Source organism: Streptomyces sp. DSM 118878 (assembly GCF_052936595.1).
Map to the genome: position 1 here is coordinate 5,127,707 of NZ_CP193622.1, position 18,769 is coordinate 5,146,475.

The window sequence follows — 18,769 nt, forward strand, 5'->3', positions numbered from 1 at the left end:
GGCCGTGCCTTTCTGCCGCCTGGTAGCGCGCCCGTGCGGGGGCGCCGAGAGCTGTCCTCTTGCGCGGAACTGCGGTAGATGCCGGGCCCAACTGTGGGGCTGCACGGCCGCCATACGGTCGCGCCAGCTCTGCTTCAGGCAGAGTTGGTTCGATCAGGTGCCTTTATCGTACAGGCAAGGGCCTCATCAGCCCCTGTGAACACAGTGGATGAGACCCTCGCCACCTACGATTGGTGCGTTTCTCCGTCGGTTCCCAGCCAACTGGCCAGCTTGCCGCCGCGGCTGATCGCGCGCAGCCGCTTCTCGGCCGCGTCCCGCACCGGGTCCGTCGCCACCACGAGGAGTTCGTCGTCCCGCTGGAGCACGGTCGTCGGCAGCGGCACGAACGATTCGCCGGCGCGCACCACCAGGGTGACGGCGGACCCGGCGGGCAGCCGCAGCTCGCCGACTTCGACGCCGTGTATGCGGGAGTCCTTGGGGATCTCCACGGAGAGCAGATGGCCGCGCAGCCGCTCCAGGGGCGCCGATTCGATGCCGAGGTCGGCCGCCTCCGAGCCGCCGCCGATCCGCAGCGTCCTGGCCAGCCAGGGCAGCGTGGGGCCCTGGATGAGGGTGTAGACGACGACCAGTACGAAGACGATGTTGAAGATCCGCTGGCTGTCCTGGACGCCGCTCACCATCGGGATCGTCGCCAGGATGATGGGCACCGCGCCGCGCAGCCCCGCCCAGGACAGCAGTGCCTTCTCCTGCCAGGGCAGCCGGAACGGCAGCATGCCGAGCACGACTCCCAGGGGCCGTGCCACCACGGTGAGGACCAGGCCGATGAGGACCGCGTGCCAGGTGTCGTCGATGAGGTCGTGCGGGGTGACCAGGAGGCCGAGCAGGACGAACATGCCGATCTGGGCGAGCCAGCCGAGCCCTTCGGCGAAGCCGCGGGTGGCGGGCCAGTGGGGCAGCTTGGCGTTCCCGAGGACCACTGAGGCGAGGTAGACGGCGAGGAAGCCGCTGCCGTGCGCCATGGCGCCCGCGGCGTAGGCGGTGACCGCGATGGCCATGACGGCGATGGGGTAGAGGCCGGAGGCGGGCAGCGCCACGTGGCGCAGGCCGAGGGCGCCCAGCCAGCCGACCGCGATGCCGAGGGCGGCGCCGATCGCCAGCTCCAGGGCGATCTCGCCGAGCAGTACGTACCACTGGTCCACCGGCCCCGCGGTGGAGAACGCCACCACAAGGATCACGACGGGCGCGTCGTTGAACCCGGACTCCGCTTCGAGGACACCGGTGATCCGGGAGGGGAGCGGCACCTTCCGCAGCACCGAGAAGACGGCGGCGGCGTCCGTGGAGGAGACCACCGCGCCGATGATCAGCGCCTGCCGCCACTCCAGGCCCACCAGGTAGTGCGCGCCGGCCGCTGTGACGCCGACGCTCACCGCGACGCCGACGGTGGAGAGCACGGCGGCGGCCGGCAGGGCGGGCTTGACCTCTTTCCACTTCGTTCCGAGGCCGCCCTCGGCGAGGATCACGACCAGGGCGGCGTAGCCGATGACCTGCGTCAGCTCGGCGTTGTCGAAGTGGACGTCGCCGATGCCGTCCTGGCCCATGGCCACGCCGATGCCGAGGTACAGCAGCAGGCTCGGTAGCCCGCTGCGCGACGAGATGCGGACCGCCGCCACCGCGACGAGCAGAACGAGCGAGCAGACGAGCAGGAGCTGGTTGAGGTGGTGGACAGTCAGGGGCCGTTCCTTCCTCCGTGCGCGCACAAGTGGTTCGTGCGAGCCAAGTACTTCGTTACCTTACCTAATTGTTAACGCTTCCTTGATGCCTTCGAACGCATTTACGATCTTCAGGCGTCTGGTTCCTGACTCCGCGTCCGGGGGCGCGACCCCCTGCGCCTATGGTTGCTCCAGCGCTCCCAGAGCCGCCCAGTCGACAGCACAGCCCGCCCTGCCGCTCGCGTAAGGACAGCAAGGACAGCGATGCCCTCCAACACCAACGCCTCTTCCGGCCATAAGTCCGGCAAGAAGAAGGGGCGCCGAGCCCGACTCGTCGTGATCGTCCTGGTCCTGGCCATCGTCGGAGGCATCGGCTTCGGCGCGTACTGGAGCGTCAGCACCGTGCGCGCCTCCTTCCCGCAGACCAAGGGATCGATCAAGCTCGACGGACTATCCGCCAACGTCGAGGTGAAGCGCGACGGGAACGGGATCCCCCAGGTCTACGCCGATTCCGACGCCGACCTCTTCATGGCCCAGGGCTATGTCCAGGCACAGGACCGCTTCTGGGAGATGGACGTACGTCGCCATATGACCTCCGGGCGGCTCTCCGAGATGTTCGGCAAGAGTCAGGTCAAGACCGATGAGTTCCTGCGCACGCTCGGCTGGCACCGGGTGGCGAAGAAGGAGTACGACTCCAAGCTCTCCCCGAAGACGAAGAAGTACCTCCAGGCGTACGCCAAGGGAGTCAACGCCTATCTCGACGGCAAGGACGGCAAGGACATCTCCGTCGAGTACGCGGCGCTCGGCTTCACCAACGACTACAAGCCGCAGAAGTGGACCCCGGTCGACTCCGTGGCGTGGCTCAAGGCGATGGCCTGGGACCTGCGCGGCAACATGCAGGACGAGATCGACCGCTCCCTGATGACGAGCCGTCTCGGCCCCTCGCAGATCAAGGACCTGTACCCGGCGTACCCGTACAAGCGGAACAAGCCCGTCGTCCGCGAGGGCGCCTACGACGGCATCACCGAGAAGTACGACGCCGAGGGCACCGCCACCGGCACCGGAACTGGTACCGGCACCGGAACTGGCACTGGTACTGGTACCGGAACGGGCACAGGCACCGGAACGGGCACCGGCACAGGCACAGGCACCGGCACCCAGACCGGCACGAGCGGCGCTGCGGGCTCCGGGCTCGCCGGGGGCGGCCAGGCGCCGGACGGGATGCAGTCGCAGCTCTCGGGGCTCTCCGACGCCCTGGACGGGGTCCCCGCGGTCCTCGGCCCCAACGGCAACGGCATCGGCTCGAACTCCTGGGTCGTCTCCGGCGACCACACGATCACCGGCAAGCCGCTGCTGGCCAACGATCCGCACCTGGCGCCGCAGCTGCCCTCCGTCTGGTACCAGATGGGCCTGCACTGCCGTTCGGTGTCGGACAAGTGCCAGTACGACGTCTCCGGCTACACCTTCTCCGGCATGCCGGGCGTGGTCATCGGCCACAACAACGACATCGCCTGGGGCATGACGAACCTCGGCGCCGACGTCACGGACCTGTACCTGGAGAAGTTCACCGGGGACGGCTACCAGTACGACGGCAAGGTGCTGCCCTTCACCTCGCGCGAGGAGACCATCAAGGTCGCGGGCGGCAAGGAAAAGAAGATCACGGTCCGTGAGACCAACAACGGCCCGCTCATCTCCGACCGCGACGACGAGCTGGTCAAGGTCGGCAAGAAGGCAGGCGTCGACACCGCCGCGCCCGACCGGGGCGACGGCTACGGAGTGGCGCTGCGCTGGACCGCGCTGGCCCCGGGGAACTCCATGGACGCCGTCTTCGAGCTGAACCGGGCGAAGAACTTCACCGACTTCCGCAAGGCGGCCGCTTCTTTCGAGGTGCCTTCGCAGAACCTGATCTACGCTGACACCAAGGGCAACATCGGCTACCAGGCACCCGGCAAGATCCCCACCCGCGGCAAGGGCGACGGTTCGCTCCCCGCGCCGGGCTGGGACCCGGACTACCGCTGGGACGGCTACATCCCGCAGGACGCGCTGCCCTACGAGTACAACCCGAAGCGCGGCTACATCGTCACGGCCAACCAGGCCGTCATCGACGACAGCGACGAGGCGAAGTACCCGTACAAGCTCACCTCGGACTGGGGCTACGGGGCGCGCAGCCAGCGGATCGACGACCTCATCCAGTCGAAGATCAAGAACGGCGGCAAGGTCTCCACCGAGGACATGCGCCTCATGCAGACGGACAACAGCAGCGAGATCGCCAAGCTGCTCGTGCCCAAGCTGCTGAAGATCGACATCAAGGACAAGTACGTCCGCGAGGCGCAGAAGCTCCTCGAGGGCTGGGACTACACCCAGGACGCCGATTCGGCGGCCGCCGCGTACTTCAACTCGGTCTGGCGCAACATCCTCAAGCTGGCCATCGGCAACAAGCTCCCCAAGGAGCTGCGCGTCAAGGGCCAGTGCCTGAACGTCGAACCGGCCGGCAACACCCGCCCCGCCGACGAGGGCAAGCGGGTGCGCGAGTGCGGTGAGCGCGACGCCGACTCGGCCCAGCCGGACGGCGGCGACCGCTACTACGAGGTGATCCGCAAGATCATCGACGACGAGACCAACGACTGGTGGAAGGCGCCGTCGACCCGCACCGACAAGAAGACCAAGAACCGCGACCAGCTGTTCGAGCGGGCTCTCCATGACGCGCGCTGGGACCTGACGGCCAAGCTCGGCAAGGACATCGACACCTGGAGCTGGGGTCGTCTGCACCGCCTCACGCTGAAGAACCAGACGCTCGGCACCGAAGGCCCCGGCTGGCTGCAGTACGTGCTCAACCGCGGCCCGTGGAACCTCGGCGGCGGCGAGGCGGCGGTCAACGCCACCGGCTGGAACGCGGCGGGCGGCTACGGCGTCGTCTGGGTGCCCTCGATGCGCATGGTGGTGAACCTCAAGGACCTCGACAAGTCCAAGTGGATCAACCTCACCGGCGCCTCGGGACACGCGTACAACGCGCACTACACCGACCAGACCGACAAGTGGGCCAAGGGCGAACTGCTGCCGTGGGCCCACTCCAAGAAGGCCGTCGAGAAGGGCACGAGCGACAAGCTGGTGCTCCGCCCCTGACCGGGCACGCCGAGCGGTGAAGCACCGCACCTGCCGAGAGGGCCCTCCACGCGCGCGTGGAGGGCCCTCTCGGGTATCCGGAGGTCACCGGAAGCGGGTGTCCGGGGGTCACCGGAAGCGGCGTACCCCCGAGGGCGTCACCGCGGCGTGCACGGGCCGGTCGTGCGTCTCGCCGGGAAGGTGCGCGACGACCTCGGAGTCGTACAGGAGCACCACGAGGGCCGGATCGGTGGCCGCGCGCTCCAGGCGGGTCAGGACACGGTCGTACGAGCCGCCGCCGCGCCCGAGCCGGGTGCCGCCCCCGTCCACCGCGAGGCCGGGCAGCAGCACCGCGTCCGCCTCCAGGACGGCGTCGGGGCCGAGCCGCTGTCCGGCGGGCTCCAACAGCGGCATCTTGCCCCGGTGTTCCACGGCGACCAGGGAGTCCTCGCCGTCGTAGGCGGCCCAGTCCAGGTCGTTGTCCGCGAGGAGCACCGGCAGCAGTACGCGCGTCCCGCGCGCGTGCAGCGCGTCGAGCAGTACGCGCGTGCCGGGCTCGCTGCCCACGGACACGTAGGCCGCGACCGTCCCGGCCGTGGCGAGCTCGGGGAGTTCCAGCGCGTGCCCGGCGAGAACCACGGCCGCCTTCCGCACGTCATCCCCAGTCAACCCGCGTCTCACCGCGAGGAAGTCCCCGCGCAACCCACGCTTGGTTGGCTGGCCGCCGGTATCGGTTCCATTCATGGGGAATTCACAAACCCTTCTCAGTGGACGCATATGCCGAACAAGTATCTGGAACCACAGATTCCGCACATACTGACCGGATATGGTGGCGACATGACTGAGTCTCACCCCCCTCGCGCCAGGATCACCAAGGCGGTCATCCCGGCGGCCGGCCTCGGCACGCGCTTTCTGCCCGCCACCAAGGCGACTCCCAAGGAGATGCTGCCGGTCGTCGACAAGCCGGCGATCCAGTACGTGGTCGAGGAGGCGGTCTCCGCGGGCCTCGATGACGTCCTCATGATCACGGGTCGCAACAAGCGCCCCCTGGAGGACCACTTCGACCGCAACTACGAGCTGGAGTCCGCCCTCCTGAAGAAGGGCGACGAGGACAGGCTGGCCCGGGTCCAGGAGTCCAGCGACCTCGCGACCATGCACTACGTACGCCAGGGCGACCCCAAGGGGCTCGGTCACGCCGTCCTGTGCGCCGCTCCGCACGTCGGCCACGAACCGTTCGCCGTCCTCCTCGGCGACGACCTCATCGACCCGCGCGACCCCCTCCTCGCCCGCATGGTCGAGATCCAGGAGAGGCACGGCGGCAGCGTCATCGCCCTCATGGAGGTCGCCCCGGAGCAGATCCACCTCTACGGCTGCGCGGCCGTCGAGGCCACCGAGGACGACGACGTCGTCAAGGTCACCGACCTGGTCGAGAAGCCCGACGCCGCCGACGCCCCCAGCAACTACGCGATCATCGGGCGCTATGTCCTGGACCCCCACGTCTTCGGCGTCCTGCGCGAAACCGAGCCGGGCCGCGGCGGCGAGATCCAGCTCACCGACGCCCTCCAGCAGCTCGCCGCGGACGAGAAGGTGGGCGGTCCCGTGCACGGCGTGGTCTTCCAGGGCCGCCGCTACGACACCGGTGACCGGGGCGACTATCTGCGTGCCATTGTCAGACTCGCGTGCGAACGTGAAGATCTGGGGCCGGACTTCAAGGCCTGGCTTCGCAGTTACGTCACCGAGGAGATGTAGCACTTGAGCAGCAGCACGACGACACCGACCACCGGGCAGAGCGGCTTCTGGTCGGTGGAGGAGCACCTGGACGACATTCTCGCGACCGTCCGCCCGCTCGAACCCATCGAGCTCCAACTCCTCGACGCCCAGGGCTGCGTCCTGGTCGAGGACGTGACGGTGCCCGTCTCGCTGCCGCCCTTCGACAACAGCTCCATGGACGGGTACGCGGTACGGGTCGCCGATGTCGAGGGCGCCTGCGAGGAGTTCCCCGCCGTCCTGCGCGTCATCGGGGACGTCGCCGCCGGCGCGGGCGAGCAGCTCACCGTCGGCGCGGGCCAGGCCGCCCGCATCATGACCGGCGCCCCGCTGCCGCCCGGCGCCGAGGCCGTCGTGCCCGTCGAGTGGACCGACGGCGGACTGGGCGGAGGCCCGGTCACCGGCATGCGCGCCCACAGCGCCGCCCCCGAGGGCGCCTCCGGCGAGGTCCAGGTGTACCGCCCGGCCGCGGCACGCGCGCACGTGCGGGCGCGGGGCAGCGACGTCCGCGCGGGCGACCGCGCCCTGAGCGCGGGCATGGTCCTCGGCCCGCCGCAGATCGCCCTGCTCGCCGCCATCGGACGCGGCACGGTCAAGGTGCGGCCCCGCCCCCGCGTGGTCGTCATGTCCACCGGCAGCGAGCTGATCCAGCCCGGCGAGGCGCTCGCCGAGGGCCAGATCTACGACTCCAACAGCTTCGCCCTCACCGCGGCCGCCCGCGACGCCGGAGCCATCGCCTACCGCGTGGGCGCGGTGGGCGACGACGCCGAGACGCTGCGCTCCACCATCGAGGACCAGCTCATCCGCGCCGACCTCGTCGTCACCACCGGCGGCGTGAGCGTGGGCGCGTACGACGTCGTCAAGGAGGCCCTGACCTCCGTGGGCGACCCGGACGACGAGAACGGCATCGGCGCGGGCAGCGGCGTGGAGTTCCGCAAGCTCGCCATGCAGCCGGGCAAACCGCAGGGCTTCGGCACCGTCGGCCCCGACCACACGCCGCTGCTCGCCCTGCCGGGCAACCCCGTCTCCTCGTACGTCTCCTTCGAGCTCTTCGTGCGCCCCGCGATCCGCACGCTCATGGGGCTGCCCGAGGTCAACCGGGACTCCGCGCGCGCGGAGCTGGTCTGCGACAAGGCGCTCGGCTCGCCCGCGGGCCGCCGGCAGTTCCTCCGGGGGCGGTACGACGCCGAGGCGGGCCGTGTGGAGCCCGTCGGCGGCTCGGGATCGCATCTGATCGCCGCGCTCGCCCACGCCAACGCGCTGATCGTCCTCCCCGAGGACACCACTTCGGTGGAGCCGGGAGCGGACGTCGAGGTGGTCCTGCTCGGCTGAGACAGCCGTCAGCGGGGTACCGTGTCGCGCACAACTGGCCCGCGCGCGCCGCACCGCGCGGGGCCCGGACCGGGAGCGCCACAGCACATGACCGCGATTTCCCGGGGGGACACCCCCGGACCCCCTGAGCAGCAGAGACTGACGCACATCGACGAGGCGGGCGCGGCCCGCATGGTCGACGTGTCGGCCAAGGACGTGACCGCGCGCACGGCCCGTGCCAGCGGGCGCGTCCTGGTGTCACCGCAGGTGATCGAGTTGCTGCGCGGTGAGGGCGTCCCCAAGGGCGACGCCCTGGCCACCGCGCGGATCGCCGGGATCATGGGCGCCAAGCGCACGCCGGACCTGATCCCGCTCTGCCATCCGCTGGCCGTGTCCGGGGTCAAGCTCGACCTCTCCGTGGCCGACGACGCGGTCGAGATCCTCGCCACGGTGAAGACGACGGACCGTACCGGCGTCGAGATGGAGGCCCTCACGGCGGTGAGCGTCGCCGCCCTCACGGTGGTCGACATGGTCAAGGCCGTCGACAAGGGGGCCGTCATCACGGACGTACGCGTGGAGGAGAAGACCGGCGGCAAGTCGGGGACGTGGAGCCGCGAAGGAGCCGGGGCGTGAGCGTCGGAGACGGCCACGCACGCGTGGACCACGATGCGGCTCCGGCGACCCGGGCGCCCCAGAACCCCCGAGCCCCGCGGGTCGGCCAGGAGCCGCAGGCCGGGGGGCGGCAGTCGGATGGGACCGGGGGCTATCGCGCGCTCGTCGTCACCGCTTCCAACCGCGCCGCCGCCGGGGTGTACGCCGACCGCGGTGGTCCGATCCTCGCCGAGGGGCTCACCGCGCTCGGCTTCGTCGTGGACGGCCCCCAGGTCGTTCCCGACGGCGACCCCGTCGAGCGGGCCCTGCGCGCGGGCGCCGACGCGGGCTACGACGTCATCCTCACCACCGGCGGTACCGGCATCTCGCCCACCGACCGCACCCCCGAGGCCACCCGCCGCGTCATCGACCACGAGGTGCCGGGCATCGCGGAGGCGATCCGCGCGTACGGCAGGGACAAGGTCCCCACGGCCGTGCTCTCCCGAGGGCTCGCGGGGGTCGCCGGAGGGACGCTCATCGTGAACCTGCCGGGTTCGACCGGAGGCGTACGTGACGGGCTCGCCGTCCTGGAGCCGCTGCTGAAGCACGCCGCGGACCAGCTGCGCGGCGCCGACCACCCGGGCCCGGCAGCCACCGCCGACCACCCGGGCCCGGCAGCCGCGGCGAACCACCCGGGACCGGCAGCCGCCGGGAACCACCCCGCCCCCCCAGGGGGTGCGCGCTGAACGGCTCTTCCTGGCCCGTCGATCTGACGGACGGCGACGTCACGCTGCGGCCGATAAAGATGCGGGACCAGCGCGTCTGGCGTGATGTCAACCGGCGCAACCGTGACTGGCTGCGCCCCTGGGAGGCCACGATCCCGCCGCCCACGCCCAGCGGCCCGATCGTGCACCGCCCCACGTACCGGCAGATGGTCCGCCATCTGCGGGCAGAGGCCGGCGCGGGCCGGATGCTGCCCTTCGTCATCGAGTACCAGGGCCGCCTCGTCGGCCAGCTCACGGTCGCCGGGATCACCTGGGGCTCCATGTGCTCGGGCCACATCGGCTACTGGGTGGACGAGTCCGTCGCGGGCCGCGGCGTCATGCCGACCGCCGTCGCGCTCGCCGTCGACCACTGCTTCCGCTCGGTCGGGCTGCACCGTATCGAGGTCTGCATTCGCCCCGAGAACACACCGAGCCGACGGGTCGTGGAGAAACTCGGATTCCGGGAAGAGGGCATGCGTCCGCGCTATCTCCACATCGACGGAGCCTGGCGCGATCATCTCGTCTTCGCGCTCACCGTCGAAGAGGTGCCGGAAGGGCTGCTGCGCCGCTGGCACCGCGCGCGACCTCGGAACACCGCCTGACCCGCCGCGTTGCGCATGAACAGTCCGTATGGGTCGCGTCCGGTCATTAATTCACCTTCTCTCAGTGATCCGTTGATCACATCAGTCACAAAAAAGTTCGGGTTATCTGCCGGATCGTGCGACACACCGACTCAATTGGCGGATGGCCCCAGCGAAACCCCTCTACCGTGTGAGCGTGAGCAGCAGCGGCCTCATCTACGCAGTCATCGTCGGGGCCTGGGCCGCCTACTTGGTGCCGATGTGGCTCCGTAGGCAGGACGAGCTGAACGAAGCCCGTCCGACGGAACGCTTCAGCACCGCCATCCGGCTGCTGTCCGGACGGGCGGGGATGGAGCGCCGATACGCCAAGGACCTGCAAGCCCGCTCGCCCGAAGAGGGAGAGAGCCGTGGCGAACCGGACGTGATCACCGGCTCGGTGGACGTCCGGTCCTTCGCCGCGCCCCCGAAGGCGGAACCCGACAAGGAGCACCGGACGGAGAAGCCCGCAGGACGGTCGCCCGAAGTCTCCGCGGCGCGGGGCGACACCGCCTCGGCCCGGGCCGAGGTCCCCCAGGCGCGGTCCGAGGCCGCCCAGGCGCGGTCCGAGGCCCCGGCCTCGCGGCAGGCGCGCCCCGAACCGGAGCGTGAGCGCTCCCGCCGCCCCAAGGCCTCGCCCGCGCGGCGTGCGGGTTCGGCCGAGGCCGCCGCGCGCGCCCGGCGCTCGAAGGTGCTCGCCCGGCGCCGGCGCACGACCGTGCTGCTCTTCCTCGCCTTCACGGCCGGCGCGATCGTCGCGGCCGTCGGCGGCCTGGCCTTCCTGTGGGCGCCCGCCGCGCCCGCCCTGCTCCTGAGCGGCTACATCGTCTACCTGCGCGGCCAGGAGCGGAAGCGCTTCACCTACGTCATGGACCGCCGCCGCGCCGAGGCCGCGGCGCAGCAGCTACGGGAGCGGCAGCCCTACCGCGGGCCGGTGGGCGCCGGGCGCGACGCCGCCGAGGAGCAGGAGGGCGCGGGGCCCGGGACCGAGACCGGCCTGTCCGCCCTCGCCGCCGACCGCCGCGCCCTGGTCGAGCAGACCGACCACGCGGAGTGGGTCGACCAGCAGCGCGAGCGGCAGCGTGGCCCCGGCCGCGGCGAAAGCTGGGACCCGGTCCCGGTGCCGCTGCCGACGTACGTCACCGCGCCGGTCGCCCCGCGTGCCACCGGCAGCGTCGACCTGGGCGCGCCCGACGCCTGGAGCTCGGCGCGGTCGGGTCCGGCCGAGCGTGCCGCCGAGGAGCCGGACCGGCGGGCCGCCGACGCCGGGGACATCGACGGCTCCGAGGGTTCCGACGCCACCGGGGGACGCGGCGACAAGCGCAGGGCCGCGTCCGCGCGGCGGGCCCGCGGGCGTGGCCGCACGCCGCTCTTCGACCAGTACGAGGACGGGGACAGGCCCCGCGCCGCCAACGAGTGAGACACGGTGAGGTCCCCCGGCTGACCGCTGACCAGCCAGGAGCGGATTTTTGAACACTCCGTTCGGGGTGCTAGAGTTTCACTCGTTGCAAGGGCCTGTGGCGCAGTCTGGTAGCGCACCTCGTTCGCATCGAGGGGGTCTGGGGTTCAAATCCCCACAGGTCCACTGCACATGAGATCCCGCCCGGTTCACTGAACCGGGCGGGATCTTTGCGTTCCCCGTTCCCTGTTCCCCGTTTCCCGTTCCCGGATCCCCGGTTACAGCTGCTTCGCGTAGCAGAGGCTCAGGTCGTCGAAGCGGTAGTGGCCGAACTTGGTCGGGGCCGTGGTGTAGCCGGTGGAGGTGTAGAGGGATATCGCCTCCGGCTGCTTCGTGCCGGTCTCCAGGACCATGCGGGTGCGGCCCGCGGCCCTCGCGTCCTGCTCCAGGACGGCCAGGATGCGGCGTGCGAGGCCGAGGCCGCGGGCCTCCGGGGTGACGTACATCCGCTTCAGCTCCGCGTCGCCGTCCGCGTACCCCTCCTCGCTGTCGGCGTCCATCGAGCGCCAGCCGCCGGTCGCCAGCGGCGTGCCGTGCTCGTCGTACGCGATGACGTACAAGCCCCGGGGCGGCTCGAACATGGACGGGTCGAGGAAGGTGACGTCGCCCTCGTCGCCGTAGCGCTCCGCATATTCGAGCTGGACGCGGTCGTTGAGCGCGACGGCGTCGGGGTGCGCGAAGGTGACCGTACGCAGATCAACGGCGGGGGCAGTGGGTGTGAGGGGGGTGGCAGGGGTTTCGGCGTCTTGGATAGTCATGCGGCCAATCGTACTTCTATGCGACGGTATGGGAAGTCAGTAATCCAGTGTGCCGGTAACGCTCGCGTGGGCGCGTGACGCCCGTATGGGAGCCTTTCCTCTGGCCCGAGGACGGAGAGGCCAAAGGAAAGTAAGGCGAGTGTTGTGCTGACAGTGACCTCTGTGAATGTGAACGGTCTGCGGGCCGCGGCCAAGAAGGGCTTCGTCGAGTGGCTCGCCGAGACCTCCGCGGACGTGCTGTGCCTGCAAGAGGTGCGCGCCGAGCCGCACCAGCTCCCGGACGGCGTCCGTGAGCCCGAGGGGTGGCACGTCGTGCACGCGCCCGCCGCGGCGAAGGGGCGGGCCGGGGTCTCCCTCTACACGCGCCGCGAGCCGGACCGGGTGCGGGTCGGCTTCGGCTCGGCGGAGTTCGACGGCAGCGGGCGGTACGTGGAGGCGGACCTGCCGGGCGTCACCGTCGCCAGCCTGTACCTGCCCTCCGGCGAGGTCGGCACCGAGCGGCAGGACGAGAAGGTGCGGTTCATGGGGGAGTTCCTCCCGTACCTGAAGGAGCTCAAGGCGCGGGCCGCCGCACAGGGGCGGCACGTCGTCGTCTGCGGCGACTGGAACATCGCCCACCAGGAGGCCGACCTCAAGAACTGGAAGGGCAACCGGAAGAGCTCCGGCTTCCTGCCCGAGGAGCGCGCCTGGCTGAGCCAGGTCTTCGAGGAGTACGCCGACGTCGTGCGCGAACAGCACCCCGGCGTGGAGGGCCCCTACTCGTGGTGGTCCTACCGCGGGCGCGCCTTCGACAATGATTCAGGGTGGCGGATCGACTATCACGTCGCCACGGAGGGCCTCGCCGGGCGCGCGGTCAAGGCGTACGTGGAGCGGGCCGCGACGCACGGCGAGCGGTGGAGCGACCATGCGCCCGTGACGGTGGTCTACGACCTGTAGCGGACCCCTGCGCGCGCGGCGCCCGTGGCGGAAGCGGCGCGCGGTCATAAAGTCGGTTCGGCAGAGGGCTGTCCCGGGCCCCTGGGGCATGGCAGATTGCGGTCGCGTCATGCCCAACTGCCGAGGTGTCGGGGGGACTTCATGTCCGTCGTGTCCGTCGTGTCGTCGAAGGCCGCTGAGAGCGGAGCCCGGCCGTCCAGGCGTGCCCTGCTGCTGGGAGCCGCGGGCGCCACAGCCGTGGCCGCGCTGCCGGGCGCGAACGCGTACGGCGTCGGCGGGAGACCCGGCGGTACGCCGCCCGTGCTCCTCACCGAGCAGGCGACCAGGCGGCTCCTCGTCCTCGATTCCCGGCGGCGCGTCTGGGACCCGGCCGCCGACCCCTCCGTCGTGCGGTGGCAGTTCTCGCCGCTCGGGGACCCGCGCTACCAGGACCTCGCGCCGGATGTGAGCTGGATCTATCCGAACGAGTCGAAGGTGCGGGTGCACCGGCGGCGTCCGTACGTCCTGACCACGGCGTCGTTCGGCTTCGTGGCCGTCGTCGCGTACCCCTCCGGCGAGCGGTACTGGGCCGCGGCGATCGGACCCGGCGACGACCTGTTCAATCCGCACAGCGCCGAGATCCTGCCCGACGGCAACGTGGCCGTCGCGTGCAGCACGGGCGCGATCGTACGGCTCTACGCGGCTTCGCAGGGCCCGCGGGCCACGCGGTACGCCGAGGCCGGGCTCAAGGGCGCGCACGGGCTGCACTGGGACGCCGCCCGGCGGGTGCTGTGGGCGATCGGTGACGACGAGCTGGTGACGTACGAGGTGGGCGGGACGGCCGCGCGGCCCGCGTTGAAGCGGACCTCGGCGATCGCGCTGCCGGTGGGGACGCCCGGCAGGACGCCCGGCGGGCACGACCTCTTCCCCGTGGCGCGGCGGCCCGGCCGGCTCTGGGTGACGACGAACGCGGCGGTGTTCCAGTACGACACGGCCCGTCGCGTCTTCGTGCGGGACTTCGCGGGCGCCGAGCTGATCTCCCGTAAGTCGGTGAAGTGCGTGGGCGACGATCCGCGCACCGGGCAGGTGGTGACCGCGGTGCCCGAGAGCGGGCTCGGCGAGACGTGGTGGACGACCACGGTGAGCGTCCACCGCCCCGAGAGCAGCCACAAGCTCGTCGGCGGCGGCATCTACAAGGCGCGCTGGTGGCTGCCCCGCTGAGTTCCCGAGGGGATCAGGGCTGCTGGGTTCCCGAGCGGACTAGGGCTGCTGGAGGCGGCGGTCCAGTGCCATCGACAGTTCCGCCTCCACCACGCTCTTGGCCAGCGGGCGGAGCTGTTCGATGTCCACCTCGGCGGTGGCGGGGACGTGGGCGCGCAGGACGGTGATGAACAGTTCGGCGAGCGCGTCGGCGTGTTCGCGGACGCGCTGGCCCGCCTCCAGGACCGCGGCGAGCGGCACGCCCTTGCGCACCAGGGTGGATGAGGCGTCGAGGAGGCGGCGGCTGATGTGGACCAGTTCGTCGCCGTCGGTGCCGAGGTAGCCGAGGTCGAGGGCGGTGACCAGGTTCTCCGGGGTCACCTCGCCCGCGAAGTGGTCGGCGAGTTCCTCGGGGGTGAGGCGGACCGGCTGCTCCTCGGTGGGGCGGCCGAGGCCGAGGAGCTCGCCGACGTCACGGCCCTTGTCGAAGGCGTCGGAGAGTTCGGCGATGCCGTTGAGGGTGTGGCCGCGCTCCAGGAGGGCGGCGATGGTGCGGAGCCTGGCCAGGTGGTGCTCGTCGTACCAGGCGATGCGGCCCTCGCGGCGGGGTGGCGGGATCAGACCGCGCTCGCGGTAGAAGCGGACGGTGCGCACGGTGATGCCGGCCGCCTTGGCCAGTTCCGCCATGCGGTACTCGCGTACGTCCCCTGATCCGCTCTCTTGTTCGTCTGCCACGGGGGAAGCCTATGGCGTACCGCTGGTAACTTTCCCGGGCCGACCCCTACCCATGAGTACGCCGGTGTTCTACTCTCCCCATTGCGCCAGTAGTTACTGGCAGAGTCAGGTACTTCGGGAGGCGTCGGCATGGCCGAGCACGAGCGTGCCCCTGAGCAGGGGCGCGAGTACGAGCACGTACGAGTGGCGGTGATCGGGTCCGGCTTCGGCGGGCTCGGGGCGGCCGTGCGGCTGCGGCGCGAAGGCATCACCGACTTCGTCGTCCTGGAGCGGGCCGGCGCGGTGGGCGGCACCTGGCGGGACAACAGCTACCCCGGCTGCGCCTGCGACGTGCCCTCGCACCTCTACTCCTTCTCCTTCGCGCCCAACCCCGACTGGCCGCGCACCTTCTCCGGCCAGGAGCGCATCCAGGAGTACCTGGAGGGTGTCGCCGACACCTTCCGGCTGCGCTCCCACATCCGCCTCGACACCGAGGTGAAGCAGATGCGCTGGGACGCCGCGAAGCTGCGGTGGGAGATCGAGACCAGCAACGGGTCCCTGACCGCCGACGTCGTCGTCTCGGCCACCGGGCCGCTCTCCGACCCCAAGACCCCCGACATCCCCGGCCTCGACACCTTCCCCGGCAAGGTCTTCCACTCCGCCCGCTGGGACCACGACTACGACCTGACCGGCAAGCGCGTGGCGATGATCGGCACCGGCGCCTCCGCCATCCAGATCGTGCCCGCCATCCAGAAGCGGGTCGGCAGGCTGACCCTCTTCCAGCGCACGCCCCCGTGGGTGATGCCGCGCGCGGACCGGGCCATCACCGGGGCCGAGCGCTGGCTCCACCGGCAGCTTCCTTTCACCACCCAGGCGCGGCGCGGCATCCTGTGGGGCATCAGGGAGTTGCAGGTCCAGGCGTTCACCAAGCGGCCCAACGAGCTGGGCATGGTCGAGCAGATCGCCAAGCGGAACATGTACCGGGCGATCAAGGACCCGGCGCTGCGGCGGAAGCTGACCCCCACGTACCGCATCGGCTGCAAGCGCATCCTGCTGTCGAACTCCTACTATCCGGCGCTCGCGCGGCCCAACGTCGACGTCGTGGCCGGCGGCCTCGCCGAGGTGCGCGGGAACACCCTGGTCGGCGCCGACGGCACGGAGGCCGAGGCCGACGCGATCATCTTCGGCACCGGTTTCCACGTGACGGACATGCCGATCGCCGACCGGGTCGTGGGCGACGAGGGGATCACGCTCATGGAGAGCTGGAAGGACGGCATGAACGCGCTGCGCGGCGCGACGGCCGCCGGCTTCCCCAACTGGATGACGATCATCGGCCCGAACACCGGGCTCGGCAACTCCTCCATGATCCTGATGATCGAGTCCCAGCTCAACTACATGGCGGACTACCTGCGGCAGCTCGACGTGCTCGGCGGAAGGGCCGCCCTCGCGGCCAGGCCCGGGGCCGTGCGCGCCTGGAACGACCGCGTGCAGGAGCGGATGAAGCGCACGGTGTGGAACACCGGCGGCTGCAACAGCTGGTACCTGGACGAGAACGGCGTCAACACGACCGTGTGGCCCGGCACGACCACCGAGTTCAGGGCGGCGACGCGGCGCGTGGACCTCTCCGAGTACGAGGTGCTGCGCCCGGCGAGGCCGCTGGAGGCAGAGGCAGAGGCAGAGGCGATGGCGGTGGCCGACGGGTCCCGTGGCGCGCGGGCGGAGGCCCAGGCGTGAGCCGCCTGACCCGTGACCTGAGCGGGCCGCCCGCGCCGCCCGCGCCGCACGCCGCCGGGCGCGAGGTGACCGCCGTCTCCGCCGACGGGGCCCGCGTCCACGTCGAGGTGTCCGGGCCGGACGGCGCGCCCGCCGTGGTGCTCGCGCACGGCTGGACCTGCTCGACGCTCTTCTGGGACGCGCAGATACGCGACCTCGCCGCCGACCACCGGGTCATCGTGTACGACCAGCGCGGGCACGGGCGCAGCGCGGCGCCGCCGGACGCCGACGGGTACAGCACGCGGGCGCTCGCCGACGACCTCGAAGCGGTCCTCGCGGCGACGCTCGCGCCGGGCGAGAAGGCGGTGCTCGTGGGGCACTCCATGGGGGGCATGACGATCATGGCCGCGGGGGACCGCCCGAGGTTCCGTGAGCACGCGGCGGCCGTTCTGCTGTGCAGCACCGGCAGTTCGGACCTGGTCGCCGAGTCGCGGGTGGTGCCGCTGCGGGCCGGGTGGCTGCGGACCCGCGTCACGCGCTCCGTGCTCGGCTCACGGGCGCCGCTCGGCCCCGTCACGCCGCTCGCCAAGCGGATCTTGAGGTACGGCACGATGGGCCCCGGCTCGGCGCCGGACAGGGTCGAGGCGTGCGCGCGGATCGTGCACGCCTGCCCGCGGGCCGTACGGCACGGCTGGTCCCATGTGCTCGCCACCCTGCAACTCGACGTGGAGGTCGGCGCGTTGCGGGCGCCCACCGCCGTCGTCGCCGGACTCGCCGACCGGCTCACGCCCGTCGTGCACGCGCGGCGGATCGCGAAGGCGCTGCCGGAGTGCGTCGGCCTCACGGAACTCGCCGGTGTCGGACACATGACGCCCGTGGAGGCGCCCGAGGTGGTCACGGGGCGGATCAGAGAGCTCGTCGGAACATACGTACAGGTGAGGGAGGGCGCATGAGCAGGGTCAGCCTTGAGGGGCAGGTCGCGGTCGTCACGGGCGCGGCGCGCGGGGTCGGGGAACTGCTCGCGCGCAAGCTGTCGGCGCGCGGCGCCAAGGTCGCGCTCGTCGGCCTGGAGCCGGACGAGCTGAAGCAGGTGTCGGAGCGGCTGCACACCGAGTCCGGCCACTGGCACGCGGACGTCACCGACCACGCGGCGATGGCGCGGGTCGCGCAGGAGGTCAAGGAGCGCTTCGGCAAGGTCGACATCGTCGTCGCCAACGCGGGCGTCGCCAGCGGCGGCCCCTTCGTCGACTCCGACCCGGACGCCTGGCGGCGGGTCATCGAGGTCAACCTCATCGGCAGCGCGGTGACCGGGCGCGCCTTTCTGCCCGTCCTGATGGAGAGCCGCGGCTATCTGCTCCAGATCGCCTCGCTCGCCGCGATCACCCCGGCGCCGATGATGACGGCGTACTGCGCGTCGAAGTCGGGCGTCGAGGCGTACGCGCACGCGCTGCGGGCCGAGGTGGGTTACCAGGGCGTCAAGGTCGGCGTCGGCTATCTCTCCTGGACCGACACGGACATGGTGCGGGGCGCGGACCAGGACGACGTGATGCGGGAGCTGCGGCAGCGGCTGCCGTGGCCGGCCAACCGGACGTATCCGCTGGGTCCCGCGGTCGACCGCATCGTGGCCGGCGTCGAGCGGCGCTCCAGCCATGTGTACGCGCAGTGGTGGCTGCGGGGCATGCAGGGCGTCCGCGGCTATCTGCCCTCGGTCGTCGGCTCGGTGGGCCAGCGCGAGATGCGGCGCTTCGGGCCGCGGCTCAAGGACGTCTCGACGGGCCTGGTCGGAGCGGGCGGCTCCGCGGACGAGGCGGCCCGCACCACGCGGTGACCGCCTGAACGGAACAGGAGGCCCCCGGCGTCCCGGGGGCCTCCTGCGCACGAGCTGGGCGACGGGTCAGACCTCGTCGAGGTCCCGGCCGAGGCGGTCCTTGCGGTTCTGCGCCGCGTCGCGGGCCCGCGAGGCGCGGTCCCGCGCCTGGTCCTGGCCCTGCGAGGCGCGGTCCCTCGCCTCGTCACGGGCGCGCGAGGTGCGCTCGCGGCTGTCGTCATCGGCGCCCGCGGACGCCTTGGCCCGGTTGGCCCGGTCGGCGAGGTCCTGCGCCTTGTCCTGGAACTGGTCCTTGATGCCCATGCGTTGTTCACTCCCGAT

17 protein-coding genes and 1 tRNA gene are annotated in these 18,769 nt (G+C 71.4%); 13 read left to right on the forward strand and 5 right to left on the reverse strand.

The window, feature by feature from the left end; translation table 11 throughout:
- Positions 1 to 224: 224 nt before the first annotated feature.
- Positions 225 to 1,757, reverse strand: coding sequence for a potassium/proton antiporter (locus ACRAKF_RS22920; RefSeq protein WP_447039209.1), 1,533 nt, complete (start codon positions 1,755 to 1,757; stop codon positions 225 to 227).
- 216 nt (positions 1,758 to 1,973) lie between these two features.
- On the opposite strand from ACRAKF_RS22920, the gene ACRAKF_RS22925 reads away from it, so the two are divergent.
- The gene (locus ACRAKF_RS22925; protein ID WP_447039210.1) at positions 1,974 to 4,832 is read left to right on the forward strand and encodes a penicillin acylase family protein; all 2,859 of its coding nucleotides are present in this window, start codon (positions 1,974 to 1,976) and stop codon (positions 4,830 to 4,832) included.
- Between the two features lie 108 nt (positions 4,833 to 4,940).
- Here the strand turns inward: ACRAKF_RS22925 and ACRAKF_RS22930 are convergent, their stop codons facing one another.
- Positions 4,941 to 5,555, reverse strand: coding sequence for a 5-formyltetrahydrofolate cyclo-ligase (locus ACRAKF_RS22930; RefSeq protein ID WP_447039211.1), 615 nt, complete (start codon positions 5,553 to 5,555; stop codon positions 4,941 to 4,943).
- Between the two features lie 93 nt (positions 5,556 to 5,648).
- On the opposite strand from ACRAKF_RS22930, the gene galU reads away from it, so the two are divergent.
- The 7 genes from galU to ACRAKF_RS22965 all read left to right on the forward strand — a co-directional run bounded on the left by galU (position 5,649) and on the right by ACRAKF_RS22965 (position 11,446).
- Complete coding sequence (galU, locus tag ACRAKF_RS22935) at positions 5,649 to 6,560, forward strand: UTP--glucose-1-phosphate uridylyltransferase GalU (RefSeq protein ID WP_447039213.1); 912 nt, start codon at positions 5,649 to 5,651, stop codon at positions 6,558 to 6,560.
- A 3-nt stretch (positions 6,561 to 6,563) separates the two neighbouring features.
- Positions 6,564 to 7,910 (forward strand): molybdotransferase-like divisome protein Glp, encoded by a 1,347-nt coding sequence (gene glp, locus ACRAKF_RS22940; protein WP_447039214.1) that lies wholly within the window; start codon positions 6,564 to 6,566, stop codon positions 7,908 to 7,910.
- Positions 7,911 to 7,997: 87 nt separating this feature from the next.
- Complete coding sequence (moaC, locus tag ACRAKF_RS22945) at positions 7,998 to 8,522, forward strand: cyclic pyranopterin monophosphate synthase MoaC (protein ID WP_447039216.1); 525 nt, start codon at positions 7,998 to 8,000, stop codon at positions 8,520 to 8,522.
- A gap of 176 nt (positions 8,523 to 8,698) precedes the next feature.
- Positions 8,699 to 9,226, forward strand: coding sequence for a MogA/MoaB family molybdenum cofactor biosynthesis protein (locus tag ACRAKF_RS22950; RefSeq protein WP_447042120.1), 528 nt, complete (start codon positions 8,699 to 8,701; stop codon positions 9,224 to 9,226).
- Positions 9,223 to 9,846, forward strand: a complete 624-nt coding sequence (locus ACRAKF_RS22955) for a GNAT family N-acetyltransferase (RefSeq protein WP_447042122.1) — start codon at positions 9,223 to 9,225, stop codon at positions 9,844 to 9,846. Before ACRAKF_RS22950 ends, ACRAKF_RS22955 begins: the two co-directional genes overlap by 4 nt.
- Positions 9,847 to 10,021: 175 nt before the next feature.
- Positions 10,022 to 11,281, forward strand: a complete 1,260-nt coding sequence (gene sepX, locus ACRAKF_RS22960) for a divisome protein SepX/GlpR (protein ID WP_447039217.1) — start codon at positions 10,022 to 10,024, stop codon at positions 11,279 to 11,281.
- 91 nt (positions 11,282 to 11,372) lie between these two features.
- Positions 11,373 to 11,446, forward strand: a tRNA-Ala gene (locus ACRAKF_RS22965).
- Between the two features lie 92 nt (positions 11,447 to 11,538).
- Here ACRAKF_RS22965 and ACRAKF_RS22970 read toward each other — a convergent pair.
- Entirely contained in the window at positions 11,539 to 12,078 is a 540-nt protein-coding gene (locus ACRAKF_RS22970; protein WP_447039218.1) for a GNAT family N-acetyltransferase, read from the reverse strand.
- Positions 12,079 to 12,231: 153 nt separating this feature from the next.
- On the opposite strand from ACRAKF_RS22970, the gene ACRAKF_RS22975 reads away from it, so the two are divergent.
- On the forward strand, positions 12,232 to 13,014 hold the full coding sequence (locus ACRAKF_RS22975) for an exodeoxyribonuclease III (protein ID WP_447039219.1): 783 nt from the start codon (positions 12,232 to 12,234) through the stop codon (positions 13,012 to 13,014).
- Positions 13,015 to 13,155: 141 nt separating this feature from the next.
- The gene (locus tag ACRAKF_RS22980; protein ID WP_447039220.1) at positions 13,156 to 14,214 is read left to right on the forward strand and encodes a DUF6528 family protein; all 1,059 of its coding nucleotides are present in this window, start codon (positions 13,156 to 13,158) and stop codon (positions 14,212 to 14,214) included.
- A gap of 39 nt (positions 14,215 to 14,253) precedes the next feature.
- Here ACRAKF_RS22980 and ACRAKF_RS22985 read toward each other — a convergent pair whose 3' ends face one another.
- Positions 14,254 to 14,880, reverse strand: coding sequence for a MerR family transcriptional regulator (locus tag ACRAKF_RS22985; protein ID WP_447042124.1), 627 nt, complete (start codon positions 14,878 to 14,880; stop codon positions 14,254 to 14,256).
- Positions 14,881 to 15,057: 177 nt separating this feature from the next.
- Between ACRAKF_RS22985 and ACRAKF_RS22990 the strand changes: the two genes are divergently transcribed.
- Genes ACRAKF_RS22990 through ACRAKF_RS23000 form a run of 3 tightly spaced genes read left to right on the forward strand, consistent with a single transcriptional unit; the run spans position 15,058 to position 18,448 of the window.
- Positions 15,058 to 16,641, forward strand: a complete 1,584-nt coding sequence (locus tag ACRAKF_RS22990; RefSeq protein WP_447039222.1) for a flavin-containing monooxygenase — start codon at positions 15,058 to 15,060, stop codon at positions 16,639 to 16,641.
- Positions 16,638 to 17,573, forward strand: a complete 936-nt coding sequence (locus ACRAKF_RS22995; RefSeq protein ID WP_447039223.1) for an alpha/beta fold hydrolase — start codon at positions 16,638 to 16,640, stop codon at positions 17,571 to 17,573. The genes ACRAKF_RS22990 and ACRAKF_RS22995 overlap by 4 nt, the downstream gene beginning before the upstream one ends.
- Entirely contained in the window at positions 17,570 to 18,448 is an 879-nt protein-coding gene (locus tag ACRAKF_RS23000; RefSeq protein ID WP_447039224.1) for an SDR family oxidoreductase, read from the forward strand. Before ACRAKF_RS22995 ends, ACRAKF_RS23000 begins: the two co-directional genes overlap by 4 nt.
- A 66-nt stretch (positions 18,449 to 18,514) precedes the next feature.
- Here ACRAKF_RS23000 and ACRAKF_RS23005 read toward each other — a convergent pair whose 3' ends face one another.
- The gene (locus ACRAKF_RS23005) at positions 18,515 to 18,751 is read right to left on the reverse strand and encodes a hypothetical protein (RefSeq protein ID WP_447039225.1); all 237 of its coding nucleotides are present in this window, start codon (positions 18,749 to 18,751) and stop codon (positions 18,515 to 18,517) included.
- Between the last annotated feature and the right edge of the window lie 18 nt (positions 18,752 to 18,769).

Bases quoted from the DNA above. Each gene is read 5' to 3' on its own strand.
- ACRAKF_RS22925 (WP_447039210.1), top strand. From the start codon at position 1,974: ATGCCCTCCAACACCAACGCCTCTTCCGGCCATAAGTCCGGCAAGAAG.
- ACRAKF_RS22930 (WP_447039211.1), bottom strand. From the start codon at position 5,555: ATGAATGGAACCGATACCGGCGGCCAGCCAACCAAGCGTGGGTTGCGC.
- galU (WP_447039213.1), top strand. From the start codon at position 5,649: ATGACTGAGTCTCACCCCCCTCGCGCCAGGATCACCAAGGCGGTCATC.
- moaC (WP_447039216.1), top strand. From the start codon at position 7,998: ATGACCGCGATTTCCCGGGGGGACACCCCCGGACCCCCTGAGCAGCAG.
- ACRAKF_RS22970 (WP_447039218.1), bottom strand. From the start codon at position 12,078: ATGACTATCCAAGACGCCGAAACCCCTGCCACCCCCCTCACACCCACT.
- ACRAKF_RS22980 (WP_447039220.1), top strand. From the start codon at position 13,156: ATGTCCGTCGTGTCCGTCGTGTCGTCGAAGGCCGCTGAGAGCGGAGCC.
- ACRAKF_RS22985 (WP_447042124.1), bottom strand. From the start codon at position 14,880: ATGGCGGAACTGGCCAAGGCGGCCGGCATCACCGTGCGCACCGTCCGC.
- ACRAKF_RS22990 (WP_447039222.1), top strand. From the start codon at position 15,058: ATGGCCGAGCACGAGCGTGCCCCTGAGCAGGGGCGCGAGTACGAGCAC.
- ACRAKF_RS23000 (WP_447039224.1), top strand. From the start codon at position 17,570: ATGAGCAGGGTCAGCCTTGAGGGGCAGGTCGCGGTCGTCACGGGCGCG.
- ACRAKF_RS23005 (WP_447039225.1), bottom strand. From the start codon at position 18,751: ATGGGCATCAAGGACCAGTTCCAGGACAAGGCGCAGGACCTCGCCGAC.